Raw genomic sequence first — 16,025 nt, 5'->3', positions numbered from 1 at the left:
GGCCGTGACGACGAACTTTGCTCAATGCACATAGTCCAATCGGCGGATTAATCAGTTCAGCCGCCTAGGGCTAGTGATGTATGGTTTTTCGCCGCGCAGTCGCGATTTTTCGGCGAATCAAGTTGCAACAGAAAGTCGTTTGTAAGCGTTAAAAACCAAACGACAAACCCCCTACATTTTCTTATACCAAGGCGAAGTTTTTCTGGTATCTTCACAGCCCCCTTTGTTTTCAAGGGGTTCATGCCAATACCATATATCGGTATGGCACCCATCGTTTGCTCTGCAAGGTATTACCCATGATGGCCCGGACCCACATTGCATTTGCCGCCTTGATGATGGTGGCCTGCAGTGTTGGCATTTTGCAGCGGATGCCGCAAGTGCATGAAGTCGCCCTCGCTGGCGCAGCCGGCCTATTGCCCGACTTGGATCACCCCCAATCGACTTTTGGCCGTATCGTGCCGTATATCTCGATACCGATTGCCAAAGTGTTTGGCCATCGCGGGTTTACGCACTCATTTTTGATGGTCGCGCTGATTATCTGGCTGTTACTGACTTATCGAGAGCAGCAAGATATTCCCGTTTTGCCCTTGGTGATTGGTTATTTTTCGCACATTATTGGCGATTTGCTCACCCCATCGGGCGTGCCGCTACTGTGGCCGGTACGTAAAAAATTCTCTTTGAATTTATTCAAAGCCGACGGCCCGATGGAACATGTCATTTATCGCGGCTGCTGGCTGGGCGTTGGTTATTTTTTATGGGTGGCACTGCAAAGACCGGGCGATATTTGGATTCGTCCCGCGCATATGGCAGTCAGCAACTGGTGCGTTGCCGCACTGGAGCACAGCGCCACGATGCTGGTGCATCTGCTACGCATCATGGCCTAAATCATCGAGCAGCAAAACGCAATGCCGCCGTAAGTTTGCCCCAAGCAACTGACCAAGCTTAAATTTGAGCGTCACCTCAAAGGCAATAAAAAACCTGCTTTAGTCTGACACTAAAGCAGGTCGATTACCCTCAGTTCAACCATCAAGCCAGCTGGAAGTTTTTCATTTCCATACTTAACGATTTGGACAATTCACCCATGCGCCGTGAAATACTCGCGGCGCGCTCAACCGCCGTGCAGCTGGCGCTGGCCATTTGCGTGACTTGCTCAATATTATTGGCCACCTGATTGGCCGTTTGTGATTGCTCATGCAAAGAGCTACTAATTTCATCAATCACGCCCATCACATCATTGGCGTCTTGCCGGATTGAGCCAAATGCACCGCCCGCTTGGCTGGCCAAATCCACCCCCACCGCCACCTTACTCACCCCTGCATTCATAAACACGGCGGTGGACTCGGTGCCCGATTGGATGCTGCGGATTTTTTCGGTGATTTCTTGTGTCGACAACGCCGTGCGCTCAGCCAATTTACGCACTTCATCGGCCACCACCGCAAAGCCGCGCCCTTGCTCACCGGCGCGCGCCGCCTCAATGGCCGCATTGAGCGCCAGCAAATTAGTTTGATCGGCAATATCGCGAATCACCTGCACGATCTGCGAAATCTGCTGCGTTTGCCCTGTGAGCGTCGCCACGCTATTGGATGCGTCTTGCACCGAGGTAGCAATCACGCGAATACTATCGACCGTATCGCTAATCACTCGCTCACCGCGATCCAAAGCCTGATTGGACGAGCGAGTTCGCTCTGACGCACTATTGGCGTTGCTCGACACATGGTTAATACTGACCACCATTTGTTCAATCGCTGCGCTCATACTCGACATCGAGTCCGTTTGTCCTTGCACCAGATGCTCGGCCTCACTGGACGCCGAACCAATATCCACCGCACCTTGCTCGATCTCACGCGCAGTCAGCGTCACTTGCAATACGATGCGACTGAGTTTTTGTTGCATCACCGCCATCAAGGCCATAAAGCTGTCGCTTGAACGGCCATCAGTGGCAATCGGATGCGTAAAGTCGCCCTCGGACAAATAGCCAATGTGTTTTTTGGCGTCGCTCACTGAGCCGCCAATCACATTCAGCAAACTGCGATACGTGAGCCACAGCATCAACAACGTCACCAAACCCACCAGCAAAAACCCCAACTCAACCATTGACGCGACAAAAGCGGCATCGGCCACCGCTTGTTGCGTGCGTTGCTCAAACAACTGATAAAAATCATCAATCGGCTGCATGATTTTGGCTTTATTGCTGTGATACGTCGCGTCGTGCATCATCGCTCGCGCCTTGGCATAACCTTCTTCGGCGCCTTCACCGGTTTTTTTCACCAAACCCATTGCTTCAACTTCGGTATTGACCAAACCATCGGAGTTTTTCTTCGCTTCGTTGAGCTTGGCAAATTCCGCCTCGGTAAAGCCCAGCGATTTCATCAAATCGAGCAAAGGCACTTTCGCCGCCGAATCAGGCCGTGGCGCTTGATGATTCGCGGCAACAAAATCCCAATAAATTCGGTTATACGCTTCTGGGCGCGGTTTTTCGCCATTGCGAATCGCCAAAATATCCATATATTGCTTTTCAAAATTCGGATCGCGGCTCACCACATACGTTCGCGCCAAACGCGTTAAATCATCCGACGATTGCCGTAATTCATCGGCCAATAAATACGACTGATAGCGCCGCTCATTCTCATGCTCCACCTTGGTTTGCGCCCAAACATAAAAAGCAAACAACAAAGCCAAAGCAATCAAACCGATCACTGAGCCCAATAGATTTTTTTGGAAAGCTGACATTTCAATCACCCTTGTATGGCATTAACATGACTAACAATAGTGTTTTTGAGTCAGTATTCAACGCCTAATGAGCGACTGGCGTGAAAACATATCGAATACCTCAATAAATAAAACCCCAAGGCGCGACCCGCCCAAAGTCTAGCCTGCCAACTGGGTACATCCACGCTCGATACAATTTGCTGACACCGCGGCGCAAGGCATAAAAAAACCGCCCAAATCAATCGGGCGGTTTTTTGGTGGCACTGGGCAAGCATGCGCCTAGCGGCGCGGCGGCAACAATCAGGCGAAGCGTTGCTCTAAGTATTGAATAATGCTGCTCGACTCGTACAACCATTGCACTTGGTTATTTTCTTCAATGCGCAAACACGGCACCTGTACCTTGCCGCCCATTTGCGCCAACTCAGCCTTATGCTCAGCTTGTTTGGCGTTGATGGTTTGAATATTTAAACCTTGGCGACGCAGCGCGCGGCGCACCTTGACGCAAAACGGGCAAGCCTCGTATTCATACAGCGCCAACGATTGGGTTTGCTGATCCAACCATGCTTGATGCTCAGCTTGATGCTGCGCTTTTTTGGGGGCAAAAACAGCATTTAAAATCAAAATCAATCGCCCAACGACCCAACGGAATGCCTTCATAAATATCTCGAATGATGTAATTATTTTTAAGCCGCGATTTTATCCAATCGCCAGCATTTGGGCTACGGCTTTGTTAAACCGAGTAAGGCGCGGCCAATTCAGAAAAAGTAAGAAATGCAATACGTAGGGCGTCAATGAGCGCAGCGAATTGCGCCAGACAACGCGTGAAGCAACCCGCGCGTGCGGTTTTAAACAGGCCTTTTGTGCAATCCACGCAAAAAACGGCGCAATTCGCTCACGCTCATTGCACCCTACATTGCATCGAATCGGGTTTGATTGTGGCTTACGAGTAGGGTGTATTCGACGCGCAGCGGCAATACGCCAGCGTTTGATGCGGCGTAATGCCTTCGGCGATTACGCCCTACGGAACGAGGTATTGCCATCAAACCAATATATTACAAAGCCTTGATGGCAATACATCTTTATATCGTCTTGATCGTGGGTCTGGGGCTTATGGAAACCAAAGGGGTCAGACTCGATTGATTCCACGGAAAACTAGAAATCAATCGAGTCTGACCCCTTTGATTCCGAGTGAGGAGCGAGACGAACAGTTTTATCGTTTGGCTCGCGACAATCGAGGGCATCGGGGACCGATGCGCGCTCGGGGCTGCTTTGGGGTGAAGGGGGCTTTGCAGAAGCAAAACCCCCTTCCTGCCCGCGCGGCGGAACGCGCACCAAAAACCACGCGGCGCAGCCGCATAAAACAAAACCGCCAGAATCAATCCGGCGGTTTGTTCATCACGGTAAACGTTGGGCTGTGCAAGCTTAGCCCAACCTACGGCGCTACGGTGCTGTTTACATGGTTTCACCGTAAATTCGCTCTCAATCAAAGGGATCAGACTTCAGATGTTGAAAGCACTTCGAATGAGAAAGGCATTCCACTCACTGACAATCCCGATGATGAAAGAAAATATCTTAAATCTTTTAGCGCTAAACTATTAACGACTGCGCATAATTCAACTCTGAATGATGAATCTGTAACTAAATCGCCAAAATCAACTCCATGACCAGCCGTAAAATGCGCCTTAAATTTCCAAGAACCTTCTACTCCTGAAACAGGAATATCTTCCTCCGCCTCCCGAACGATCATCTGAACTTCAAGCTCGACAATAATTGAAGGTTCACCCTCATTAGGATGATAAACAACTCGTGATGTAGGCGTGAATTCGATATTTGCTGATTCAATCGACTCCTGCTCATTAACGAATTTCGATTCAACAACTTTGTAACTAGCTAAATTATATCTTGCCAAGGACATTTTAGTGCTTAACTCCATAGCTTAGTGATGACCGAGAATCACCATGTACAAACACTCTTGAAAGTCCCATTTCATAAACCTGCTCATGAGAGGCTCCAACGTGAAAATGTTGATGTACATGTGGCTTAGGTTCTTCCACTGCTTGCTCAATTGCCCTTGTTACAAATTGATTTAAGGAAATCGATTGTTGCCTTGCCTTCAAAGAAGCACACTTATGCAAAGCAGGATCAAGGCGGACGTTGAACATTCCTTTGAATGGTCTCTGTGCATCAATCCCTCTTTCTGAACACATCTGCAAGTATTCGTCCACAGCATTTTCAAAACAAAGCTTCAACTCAGGAAGTGAATCCGCAGCATAAACCAGCTTACCTTCGATGAACAAAACCTCGCCAATCAAACACTGATCATCCTTAGAATATTCCACCGTCCCAAAGAAACCATTGTGCTCAAGCAAATCACTCATTATTAATTGTCACTCCACTAATCGATTTCGCCGACATCTTTTAACGCACTAACAGCAGCCTTTAAAGCGTATGGTTTCATAATGCTACCAGGATGCGGCTCATGTATAGCAAAAGGGTAGTTAGTTTTCTTGTAAATAAATTTCCGAGCAGAGCCCGCACCTGTATGAAGTTCAAAACCATGCTGACTCATCACAGACTTCAAGTCATCCCAAGTAAAATCTCGTGGCAGCGATTTTAGTCGCTGCAATAGTTTTCCCGCTTTCGACATATTGATAGTACCAGAACGAGGATTATAGGTAACTACTTTTCAGTTACAAGGTAATGTTACCCATTAATCCCAGCTCAACGCCCCACCCGTCTGATATTCAGTCACTCTCGTTTCAAAGAAGTTTTTCTCTTTCTTTAAATCAATCATTTCACTCATCCATGGGAATGGATTAGTCACCCCGGGGAATAATTCATTTAGGCCGATTTGTTGCATGCGGCGGTTGGCGATAAAGCGTAGGTATTCTTTAAATTGCGCGGCATTCAGGCCCAATACACCGCGGGGCATGGTGTCTTCGGCATAGGCGTATTCCAGCTCAACCGCGCGTTGGAATAGACCGACCAATTCAGCTTTAAAGCTTTCGGTCCACAATTCTGGATTTTCCATTTTAATGGTATTGATTAAATCGATCCCAAAATTGCAGTGCATCGATTCATCGCGCAGGATGTATTGATATTGCTCGGCCGCGCCGGTCATTTTATTTTGACGACCAAGTGCCAAGATTTGCACAAAGCCAACGTAGAAGAACAAGCCTTCCATAATGCAGGCAAAGACAATAATCGAGCGCAATAATTGTTGGTCGGTTTCTAATGTGCCGGTTTTGAATTCGGGATTAGTCAAGACATCAATAAACGGCATTAAGAATTGATCTTTATCGCGAATTGATTTGATTTCGTTATACGCGTTAAAGATTTCGCCTTCGTCCATGCCCAGCGATTCAACAATGTATTGATAGGCGTGGGTATGAATGGCTTCGTCAAAGGCTTGGCGCAGCAAAAACTGGCGGCATTCTGGTGATGTAATTTGGCGATACGTACCGAGCACGATGTTATTGGCGGCAAGGCTGTCGGCGGTGGTAAAAAAGCCCAGATTACGCGTTACCAAGCGCATTTCGTCTTCGGTGAGCTGGCCGGTTTTCCATTGCTCGATGTCGCGCTGCATGTTGACTTCTTGCGGCATCCAGTGGTTTGCGCACTGCGCGAGGTATTTTTCCCACGCCCATTTGTGCTTGAATGGCACCAATTGGTTAACGTCGGTGGTGCCATTGATTACGCGCTTGTCGTCGGCGCTAATGCGTTTAGTGGTCGCGGCCGGGGTAGCGGCGGTTGAACTTGGGCTGGCGATCACTTCGTCATCAAAATTAATCATTGTTTTTCCTTTATTGACTCAGGCCGCGATTGAGCGGCTGTATTGCGATATTGTTAAAATTGCTTACGCCATGACGGGCTTGCAGATCAAAAAAATCTCGGGCGTGATCATTACTCAAATTCACGCTCGAGTCATAATTCATATTCAGATGAACGTCGCCCAAATACACCACTTCACCGGCTTTGACTTGAAACGGCAGATTGAGTGGCACGGTGACGTATTGGTACATATTCATCATTAAATTGGCACTATCTCGCCGCCATTGCCCATCGGCAGCGACCACGCGATACTGGCCCGGCAGCAAAGGCACGACAAATAACTTACCCGTTGCATTGGGGGTATTGCCCGGTGCACGAATAAAATCGGTGACTAGCCGCGTATACAGGTTGATATTACCACTCGGGCCTTGCAGCGTTAAATTGGCGCTGGCAGTGTCGTTATCAAACGATTGCGCCGTTAGGCCAATAATCGCCAAGCCTTGCCCGGCCGCTGGCGTGAGCTGGCCATTGACCACTGGCAACTGCAGATTGGCGCAGGCACTCAGTAGCAGCACCAGCATGGCACTCAATATTGATCTGAACGATTTGAACATGGCCAGCTCCTTACTGCGCAACGCGCAACGGTTCGATCAAAATATTGCGGGTGTCGGTCACACCATCGCGCTGTTTTAAAGCATAAAAATCACGCTCTGCGGTATTGCTTAAACGCAGTGTCGAAGCAAAATTGAGCGCCACATTCACATTGCCCAAATACACCACTTGCCCAGCAACCACGCGAAAATCCGTATTGAGTGGCAAAGTCACATAACGCGCCTCGCCCGCATGCACCCCAACCACAATAAAGCTGCCGCGCACTTGGCTGGTGCGATAGTCCCCTGCCGGCAGGGTAAGCGCAAACAGTTTGCCCGCGGGGTTTTCCTCGCTACCGGGCGCTTGAATCATATCGGTACCCAGTCGCGTAGTGAGTTGCTGCGGCGCGGGGCCGGCGATATCGAGGCTCAGCGACGCGCCCATTAAGTAATTGGCTTGCCCCGTTAACGACAGCAGCACCATCCCCTGCCCTGCGGGTGGATTTAACCGCCCATCTTGCAATGGCAATGGGCTGGCGCAAGCGGTGAATAAGACACAAACAAACAAAGCAAATAAACGGCGCATGGCTGAACTCCTTTGGGTCGTAGTGTGATCGCTAGCGATCAATCCGTGACCGCATCGCAATATCAATCCGTAAAGCATACGCTACCGGCATCAACCGCAGATCGCCGTTCTAACGCCAAACAGCAAACATCAGCAAACACCGGCAACCGCCGCAAGCATTAACAAATCGCCGCATCGGCCATCGCCAATACCTTTTGCTGCCAAGCGGCTTTTTGCTCGGCGCTGAGCCAGCTGGCTTCAAAGCTGTTTAAAATCAATTGCACGATTTCAGCTTTATTTAAATCCAGCGCCGCGCGGCAAGCGAGTAAATTGGTGTTGAGATAACCGCCAAAATAAGCAGGATCATCTGAGTTCACCATGGCGCACAAACCCGCATTCAGTAGCGTACGTAGATTATGCGCCGCTAAATCATCCACCACGCACAGCTTTAAATTCGATAAGGGGCAAACGGTGAGTGGCACGCGATCAGCGGCCAAACGCGCCACCAAAGCGGCGTCTTCCGTGCAGCGCACGCCGTGGTCAATCCGCGTTGATTTGAGTAAATCCAGCGCTTCCCAAATATACGCAGCCGGACCTTCTTCGCCAGCATGCGCCACCGCAGGCAAACCGAGCTCAGCGCAACGGGCAAACAGCGCCGCAAATTTACTTGGCGGATGGCCCAATTCGCTCGAATCCAAACCCACCCCGTCGATTTGCGCCAAATACGGCATGGCTTGCTCTAGCGTGGCAAAGCCATCGGCTTCGCTTAGATGGCGCAAAAAGCACAAAATCAATTTGGACGTCATGCCAAATTGCGTAAAGGCATCAGCCAAAGCGCGGCGAATTCCCGCCAGCGGCACAGCAAAAGCAATACCACGCGCAGTATGCGTTTGCGGATCGTAAAAAATCTCGGTATGGACAATATTGTCAGCATGAGCGCGCAGCACATACGCCCAAGTGAGATCGTAAAAATCTTGTTCAGTGATTAATACCGACGCACCGGCGTAATACAAATCCAAAAACGATTGCAAACTATCAAACTGATACGCCGCCCGCACCGCATCCACATCGGCATACGGCAGCGCCACTCCGTTTTTTTGCGCCAAGGCAAACATCATCTCCGGCTCAAGCGAGCCCTCAATATGCAAATGCAATTCAGTTTTTGGCAAAGCCATAATCAATTGGTCGAGTGGGTGTTGGTTCACAATCATTCCTATTTATTCTCAATACGGGATCACCGATATTTAAATGCACTAATCAATCCAATCCATTTAAATATCGGCACCGCAAAGCGGCACCGAGGGTATATTGCTCAAAGCGGGTTCTAAAGACGTCTACAAACAGATACCCACCAATGAACGTCCGCGAGCTGGTGGGTACGCGGTCTGGTGACCTAACCCTCACTACGCCTTGAAACCAGCGCGGGCAAAATATGTTCGCGCAACAAAGGCGCCAGTTTAGCTGAATCGAGCTGATTTAAATCGAACCAGCAAACCTCTGCAATTTCGGCACTGGCTTGGGCTGGTCCAGTAAGTGCAGCGCAATACACTTCTGCCTGCACAGTAAACCCCGTCTCATTGGCCGCTGGCGCACTAAAGCGCCCAAACCAGCGAGGCTCAACAACATCGACACCTAATTCTTCTTGAACTTCACGCAGCAAGGTCTTGAGCGGCGCTTCATTTTCATCGGGCTTGCCACCAGGCAGCATCCAATATGCCGATCCTTGCTTACGCACCAGTAATACACGGTTTTGCTGTACACAAAGCAAAGTCACCACCCGAATAAGCGACAGCGTTTCAGTCATTCATTACACCTTTCAACACAGAGTTCGGGATGACCGATATTTAAATGCACTGATCAATCCATTTAAATATCGGCACCGCAAAAGCGATACCGAGGGTATATTGCTCAAAGCAAGTTCTAAAGACGTCTATAAACAGATACCCACCAATTAACATCAGCGAACTGGTGGGTTACGTCCTTCGGCCTAACCCACCCTACAGTTTTATTGGCAAGCTTCGCAATCTGGATTATCAATCGAGCAGAACTTCGCATCAGTGGCTGGCGTGTTATCCACCACTTCCGCAGCTTGAGTCACAGGCGTTGGGTGGCTGGTGCCATCCACGGCGACGGCGTTTAATTCGCCACCGCGACCCGTTGATTTCTCTGCTGATGTCGCTGCCAAAGTACGGAGGTAATACGTGGTTTTTAGGCCGCGCAACCAAGCGAACTTATACAATTCATCCAATTTCTTGCCCGATGCACCGGCCATATAGATATTGAGCGATTGCGCTTGGTCGATCCACTTTTGACGGCGACTTGCCGCTTCAACCAACCATTTCGGATCCATTTCAAACGCCGTAGCGTACAGCTCACGGAATTCTTGTGGAATACGATCGATTTGCGCGACTGAGCCATCGAAGTACTTCAAGTCAGAGACCATCACTTCGTCCCACAAACCAAGACCTTTCAAATCACGCACCAAATGCTCGTTGATGACGGTAAATTCGCCTGACAAATTCGATTTCACGAATAAGTTTTGGTAAGTCGGCTCAATACACGCATCCACGCCAACAATGTTCGAAATCGTTGCGGTTGGCGCAATCGCCAAGCAGTTTGAGTTACGCATACCGTAGGCGGCAATGCGATCACGCAACATGGTCCAATCCAGACGTGAGCTGCGATCGACTTCTAAGTAGCCGCCGCGCTCTTCTTCCAGTAAGCGCAATGAGTCTTGTGGCAAGATGCCGCGATCCCACAAGCTGCCTTTGTACGAAGCGTAAATACCGCGCTCTTGTGCCAATTCAGTGGACGCCCAGTAAGCGTGATACGCCACGGTTTCCATTGAAACGTCAGCAAATTCAACCGCCGCTTGCGAAGCATATGGAATGCTCAATTCGTGCAAGCAGTTTTGGAAACCCATAATGCCCAAGCCCACTGGACGGTGCTTCAAGTTCGACGTGCGCGCTTTGCGAACTGGGTAGAAGTTAATGTCGATCACGTTATCCAGCATCCGCATCGCTACTTTCACGGTGCGCGAGAGTTTTTCGGCGTCGAGCTGACCATTTTTCAAATGGTTGTATAAGTTAATCGAGCCGAGATTACATACGGCGATTTCTTCTTCATTGGTGTTGAGTGTGATTTCAGTACACAAGTTTGAAGAGTGCACTACGCCAACGTGTTGCTGTGGGCTACGAATATTGCATGGGTCTTTAAAGGTGATCCATGGATGACCCGTTTCAAACAACATGGTCAACATTTTGCGCCACAGGCCCAGCGCCGAAATCGTTTTAGCAACGCGCATTTCACCGCGTGCGGCTTTGGCTTCGTAGGCGGTGTAAGCGGCTTCAAAGGCTTTACCGACTTTATCGTGCAAATCAGGCACTTCAGATGGGCTAAACAACGTCCATTCGCCACCATCCATCACTCGTTTCATAAACAAGTCAGGAATCCAGTTGGCCGAATTCATATCGTGCGTGCGGCGACGGTCGTCACCGGTATTTTTACGCAACTCTAGGAATTCTTCGATGTCGGCGTGCCAAGTTTCGAGGTAGGCGCAGACGGCACCTTTACGTTTACCACCTTGGTTGACGGCGACGGCGGTGTCGTTGACCACTTTCAGGAATGGCACAACGCCTTGCGACTTACCATTGGTGCCTTTGATGTGGCTATTCATGGCGCGAACTGAAGTCCAGTCATTGCCCAAACCGCCGGCAAATTTAGACAACAAGGCGTTTTCTTTTAGCGCTTCAAAAATACCGTCCAAATCATCGGGCACCGTCGTCAAGTAGCAGCTCGACATTTGGCTGTGGCGGGTGCCGGAATTAAATAGCGTTGGCGTTGAGCTCATAAAGTCAAAGCTCGACAGCACATTGTAAAACTCAATGGCGCGATCTTCACGATGCACTTCGTTCAGCGCCAAGCCCATCGCCACGCGCATAAAGAACACTTGCGGCAATTCAATGCGCTGTTCGTCGATATGCAAGAAATAACGATCGTATAGCGTTTGTAGGCCAAGATAGCCAAATTGGTAATCGCGATTGTGATCGAGTGCTGCAGCGATTTTGCTTAAGTCATACTGACCGAGTTTTTCATCGAGTAATTCAGCCGCAATCCCTTTTTTGATAAATTGCGGGAAATACGTCGCGTAGCGTTCAGCCATTTCTTCGTGGCTGGTTTCAGCGCTTAATACTTCACGGCGAATGGTATTGAGCAACAAACGCGCGGTAACTAAATCGTAAGCGGGGTCGTTCTCAAGAAAAGTTCGCGCGGCCAGTACGGCTGATTTACGCAGTTCATCGGCGGAAACACCGTCGTAAACGTTTTTAAGCATTTCAGCCAAAATCACCGCTTGATCGGTGTATTGCTCAAGGCCGGTACACGCCGAGGCGATCAAGGCTTTAACTTTATCTAAATCCAGTGGGCGCAAGCTGCCATCTTCAAACGCGACATTAATCGTGTGTTCTGGCTCGTTCTCGTGGCGTGCAGCGGCGCGTTCACGCTGACGTTCACTGCGATAAAGCACATAGGCGCGCGCGACATCGTGCTCACCTGAGCGCATCAAAGCCAGTTCAACTTGGTCTTGGATATCTTCAATGTGAATCGCACCGCCTTCTGGCTTGCGACGCATCAAGGCCGACACGGCAGAATCGGTCAGCAGATGCACTTGGTCGCGCACGGCGGCGCTCGACGCAGCATGGCTGCCTTGCACCGCAATAAATGCTTTGCTTAAGGCGACCGAGATTTTCGACGGTTCAAACGCCACCACCGAGCCATTTCGGCGAATAATTTTATAATTTGCGTAGGCCGCGGCATCAAGTGTGATGTGAGAAAGTTTCGCTGTATCAGTCATTCGTTCACCAGTCGTGCAGTTCGCAAGTGCATTTACTTGCGGCGCTGCTTGTGGATAATTTTGTGGGTTATTTGTGCAGAAAACACTACATCTTGTGTTGCTTCCTGCTTATAGACACAAATACTAGGGTAAAGAGGGGATCTGGTGCAAGTGGCCTGCTCTGTGCTAGTCGATCAATGGCGGGGTAAAAAAATCAAAATCCTTGCACGGCTTAAATCCATTGACATGGAGCAACGCAGGCCAAAGAAAGCCAGTTGCAAGTTTGCAACAAGATCAAGTCGATCCGCGTATTCATCAACACGCAGCCACAAAAAAAGACAGCCAAAGCTGCCTTTCTTTAATCAAAACTCAATCGATTTAAATCTTAGTGGTGATGACCATGCGCGCCGTGCACGTGGCCGTGCGACAATTCTTCGCTAGTTGCATCACGAACATCAATCACTGAAGCAACAAAGCGAATGCTCATGCCAGCAAATGGATGATTACCATCGACCGTCACGGTGCCTTCGTTGATTTCAGTCACGCGGAACAAGATCACATCACCCGAGATAGGATCATCCGCTTCAAACATCATGCCCACTTCAACTTCAGGTGGGAACACGTCTTTATCTTCTTCACGCACCAATTCTGGCTCGAATTCGCCAAAGGCGTCTTCAGCTGACATAGTCACTTCAACCGTATCGCCAACGGCTTTACCGTGCAAAGCTTCTTCAACCAACGGCAAGATATTGTCGTAGCCACCGTGCAAGTAAGCAATCGGCTCTTCGGTTTTGTCGATTTGTACGCCTTCTGCGTTGTACATTTCATAGTTAATGGTCACTGCGGAATTTTTTGCAATTTGCATTGTATTTAGTCCTGATAGTTAATGAATCTCGATCTGTTTAACGAGTTCGAGTATTTCAGCCGCATGACCCTTGGGAGTCACGTGGTAGAAAGCATGCCGAATGATGCCCGTTGGATCAATCACAAACGTCGAGCGATCGATGCCGTATCTTACCATGCCCTTCGCTTCCCATCGGTGTTGCGCATGATACAAGGCAATCACTTCGCCTTCGGCGTCCGAGAGCAGCTCAAATTCCAAGCCATGCTCATCAATAAAAAGTTCGTGCGCCATGCAATCATCACGGCTCACGCCCAGAATAACAGCGCCATATTTCGCAAATGCGGCAACCCGATCAGAGAACTCAATCGCCTCTAAAATACCACCTGGCGTTTTGTCACCATTAAAAAAATACAGGATCACGATTTTTTTACCCAAAAAATCAGTCAGTTGCACTGCATTCATTTGTGCGTCAGGCAAAGAAAACTGTGGTGCGACATCTCCAGAATTCAGCATAAATGCTCCAGTCAGTGCGATAATTAACTTCTTATTTTCTCGTTATAGTCATCAGCCATGCGTAAAACACTATTAGGCGCCATCTCACCCGAAGAATTTTTACGTGAATATTGGCAAAAAAAACCTTTGCTCATTCGCCAAGCGTGGACAGACTTCCCCGAAATCATCGACTACGCCCGTTTGGCCCAATTGGCCGAGCGCGACGACGTGCAATCTCGCCTAATTGAATACAAAAATGAGCAATGGCGACTCGAAAGCGGTCCGTTCACGCCTTCACGCCTCAAGCGGCTGGGCGAAACCGACTGGACTATTTTGGTTCAAAGCGTGAATCATTTAATTCCGCATATTTCTGAATTATTGTATCGCTTTAATTTTTTACCTTACACGCGTCTCGACGATCTGATGATTTCTTATGCCCCGCCCGGCGGTACGGTCGGCCCACATTACGATTCTTACGATGTGTTTTTACTGCAAGTGGGTGGTAAAAAACGCTGGCAAATTTCTAGCGACGACGCCAGCGGCTTTATCGAAGATGCGCCGATTCGCGTGCTGAAAGACTTTAATCCCGAGCAAGAATGGATTTTAGAGCATGGCGACATGCTGTATCTGCCGCCGCAATACGCGCATTACGGTGTGGCACTTGAGCCGGGCATGACTTACTCGATTGGCTTTCGCGCGCCTAAAACGCAAGAAATCGCCGTCAAATTTTTAGAGTATCTGCAAGACGAAATCTGCCTTGATGGTATGTATGCCGACCCAGATGCCACCGTAACCACGGTACCTGCGCGGATTGATGCGCAATTTACCGACCGCATTAGCCAAATGCTGCAAAACATCCAATGGGATGATGAGCGCGTTAAAGACTTTATCGGGCGCTACTTTACTGAGCCACCACCGCATGTGTTTTTTGATCAAACGGAAGATCTGCTCGACTTTGATGACTTTGCCGCCGCAGTGGCGACATCGGGCGTGATGCTCGATCTAAAAAGCCAAATGCTCTACAGCGACGATGCTCTGTTTATTAATGGTGAAGTCTTGGAATGTCACGCCGACGCGCTCGGTGCATTACAAGAGTTAGCAAACAATAGACAGCTTGGTGCGGGGATTTATACTGAAGAACTTTTAGAAACCTTGTTCACTTATTATGAATATGGCTACATCACCCTTAAACCCATCCAATGAAGCCCTGGTGCCGTTTGATCGCAAGCTCAGTTATCAAGCGGCATTTTTAGCGACTTTACGTTTGGCGCGGCGCGAACTCATCCTCTGCGAGCGCGATTTTTGTGAAAGCGACATCGGCAGTCGCGCCTGCCATGACGCGCTGTGGGATTTTTTTACCGCCACGCCATCGGGTCGACTCAAAATATGGGTGCAAAATGCCGATTTTCTGGCCACGCGCTGCCCACGCTTATTGCAATTACGCGATCGATTTGCGCATTTGATCGAAATCCGACAAGGCAATGATTTTTTACAAGGCAAAGAAAAAGGATTTGTCGTAGCAGATCGGCAATTTTTTTTACAACGGCATCATTTCTCTAGCTTTCGTGGCGAGGCTGGGGAAAACCCTAGCATCGTCGCGAATTTGCAACACGATTTTGCCTTGCTCTGGGAGCAGGCCAGCCAACCAGATAGCTTGCAACGCCTTTATTTATAAGGCTGTACACACGGTTACACGAAGTAGCGAGATTCAATCTAAATACCCCCTGTTTTTGCCGCTTGGGCACTAGCCATTTTGTTCCGCAGTGCTTAGAATTCGTCCTGTCGGTTGTGTATAACAACTCAAGAAATTTATTTGAATCAATTCGGCAAAACATTTTGCTGCTTTGATTTGAAATTACCCTCACTTTTTAGCTAAAAGGTCTTAAAAATGAAACAAACTCTACTCGTTGCTGCTTTGTTAGCTGTTGCTTTGTCTGCTTGCGGTAAAAAAGAAGTAGCTGCTGATGCCGCTTCTGCTGTTGTTGAAGCAGCTTCTGCTGTTGAAGCAACTGCAGCTTCTGCTGTTGACGCTGTAGCTTCTGACGTTGCTCAAGCAGCTTCTGATGTTGCTTCTGCTGTTGAAGCTAAGTAATTAGCTCTTCGCAGTATAGAAAAACCGGCCTTAGGTCGGTTTTTTTACGTCTGTAAGAAATACCCAAGTACCCAAGCCTGCGTCATGCTGCGCACACGTCTTAGGCATGCTACGATTGATGGCTCGTTTTT

At 49.0% G+C, this 16,025-nt stretch carries 17 protein-coding genes; 4 read left to right on the top strand and 13 right to left on the bottom strand.

The features are described 5' to 3' along the window. Positions 1-296: 296 nt before the first annotated feature. Entirely contained in the window at positions 297-884 is a 588-nt protein-coding gene (locus tag LG219_RS00280; RefSeq protein WP_226762555.1) for a metal-dependent hydrolase, read from the top strand. 142 nt (positions 885-1,026) lie between these two features. On the opposite strand, the gene LG219_RS00275 is transcribed toward LG219_RS00280, so the two are convergent. From LG219_RS00275 to LG219_RS00215, 13 genes are all read right to left on the bottom strand, one after another. Beyond that, positions 1,027-2,730: a methyl-accepting chemotaxis protein gene (locus LG219_RS00275; RefSeq protein ID WP_226762554.1), complete on the bottom strand. Its 1,704-nt coding sequence runs from the start codon at positions 2,728-2,730 to the stop codon at positions 1,027-1,029. Positions 2,731-3,009: 279 nt separating this feature from the next. Next, entirely contained in the window at positions 3,010-3,366 is a 357-nt protein-coding gene (locus tag LG219_RS00270) for a glutathione S-transferase N-terminal domain-containing protein (protein ID WP_226762553.1), read from the bottom strand. An 835-nt stretch (positions 3,367-4,201) separates the two neighbouring features. Further along, a complete protein-coding gene (locus tag LG219_RS00265) occupies positions 4,202-4,624 on the bottom strand; it encodes a hypothetical protein (protein WP_226762552.1) in 423 nt (140 codons plus the stop codon). A gap of 1 nt (position 4,625) precedes the next feature. After that, entirely contained in the window at positions 4,626-5,087 is a 462-nt protein-coding gene (locus LG219_RS00260) for a type II toxin-antitoxin system HicB family antitoxin (RefSeq protein WP_226762551.1), read from the bottom strand. A 17-nt stretch (positions 5,088-5,104) separates the two neighbouring features. Continuing rightward, positions 5,105-5,356 (bottom strand): type II toxin-antitoxin system HicA family toxin, encoded by a 252-nt coding sequence (locus LG219_RS00255; RefSeq protein WP_226762550.1) that lies wholly within the window; start codon positions 5,354-5,356, stop codon positions 5,105-5,107. Between the two features lie 63 nt (positions 5,357-5,419). Then, positions 5,420-6,502 carry a ribonucleotide-diphosphate reductase subunit beta gene (locus LG219_RS00250; RefSeq protein ID WP_226762549.1) on the bottom strand — a complete coding sequence of 361 codons (1,083 nt, stop codon included), beginning with the start codon at positions 6,500-6,502 and terminating at the stop codon, positions 5,420-5,422. Between the two features lie 10 nt (positions 6,503-6,512). Next, positions 6,513-7,094, bottom strand: coding sequence for a hypothetical protein (locus LG219_RS00245; protein WP_226762548.1), 582 nt, complete (start codon positions 7,092-7,094; stop codon positions 6,513-6,515). A gap of 10 nt (positions 7,095-7,104) precedes the next feature. Beyond that, positions 7,105-7,656 carry a hypothetical protein gene (locus LG219_RS00240; RefSeq protein WP_226762547.1) on the bottom strand — a complete coding sequence of 184 codons (552 nt, stop codon included), beginning with the start codon at positions 7,654-7,656 and terminating at the stop codon, positions 7,105-7,107. A gap of 158 nt (positions 7,657-7,814) precedes the next feature. After that, positions 7,815-8,810 (bottom strand): adenosine deaminase, encoded by a 996-nt coding sequence (locus LG219_RS00235; RefSeq protein WP_226763185.1) that lies wholly within the window; start codon positions 8,808-8,810, stop codon positions 7,815-7,817. Positions 8,811-9,028: 218 nt separating this feature from the next. Next, the gene (locus LG219_RS00230) at positions 9,029-9,439 is read right to left on the bottom strand and encodes an NUDIX hydrolase (RefSeq protein WP_226762546.1); all 411 of its coding nucleotides are present in this window, start codon (positions 9,437-9,439) and stop codon (positions 9,029-9,031) included. 201 nt (positions 9,440-9,640) lie between these two features. Then, the gene (locus LG219_RS00225) at positions 9,641-12,487 is read right to left on the bottom strand and encodes a ribonucleoside-diphosphate reductase subunit alpha (RefSeq protein ID WP_226762545.1); all 2,847 of its coding nucleotides are present in this window, start codon (positions 12,485-12,487) and stop codon (positions 9,641-9,643) included. 364 nt (positions 12,488-12,851) lie between these two features. Continuing rightward, complete coding sequence (locus tag LG219_RS00220; RefSeq protein ID WP_226762544.1) at positions 12,852-13,331, bottom strand: FKBP-type peptidyl-prolyl cis-trans isomerase; 480 nt, start codon at positions 13,329-13,331, stop codon at positions 12,852-12,854. 18 nt (positions 13,332-13,349) lie between these two features. Continuing rightward, positions 13,350-13,823 (bottom strand): peroxiredoxin, encoded by a 474-nt coding sequence (locus tag LG219_RS00215; protein ID WP_226762543.1) that lies wholly within the window; start codon positions 13,821-13,823, stop codon positions 13,350-13,352. A 57-nt stretch (positions 13,824-13,880) separates the two neighbouring features. Here LG219_RS00215 and LG219_RS00210 point away from each other — a divergent pair, with 57 nt between their 5' ends. The 3 genes from LG219_RS00210 (at position 13,881) to LG219_RS00200 (ending at position 15,894) form a co-directional block, all read left to right on the top strand. Next, a complete protein-coding gene (locus LG219_RS00210) occupies positions 13,881-15,005 on the top strand; it encodes a cupin domain-containing protein (RefSeq protein ID WP_226762542.1) in 1,125 nt (374 codons plus the stop codon). Positions 15,006-15,012: 7 nt separating this feature from the next. After that, entirely contained in the window at positions 15,013-15,477 is a 465-nt protein-coding gene (locus LG219_RS00205) for a DUF7931 domain-containing protein (protein ID WP_226762541.1), read from the top strand. Positions 15,478-15,690: 213 nt separating this feature from the next. Then, positions 15,691-15,894, top strand: coding sequence for a hypothetical protein (locus LG219_RS00200; RefSeq protein WP_226762540.1), 204 nt, complete (start codon positions 15,691-15,693; stop codon positions 15,892-15,894). Positions 15,895-16,025: the final 131 nt, after the last annotated feature.

The sequence above is a fragment of the Deefgea salmonis genome, assembly GCF_020531905.1.
Taxonomy (GTDB): domain Bacteria; phylum Pseudomonadota; class Gammaproteobacteria; order Burkholderiales; family Chitinibacteraceae; genus Deefgea; species Deefgea salmonis.
Note: the sequence above shows the minus strand (reverse complement) of the source record. Positions and strands in the feature narration are given on the sequence as shown.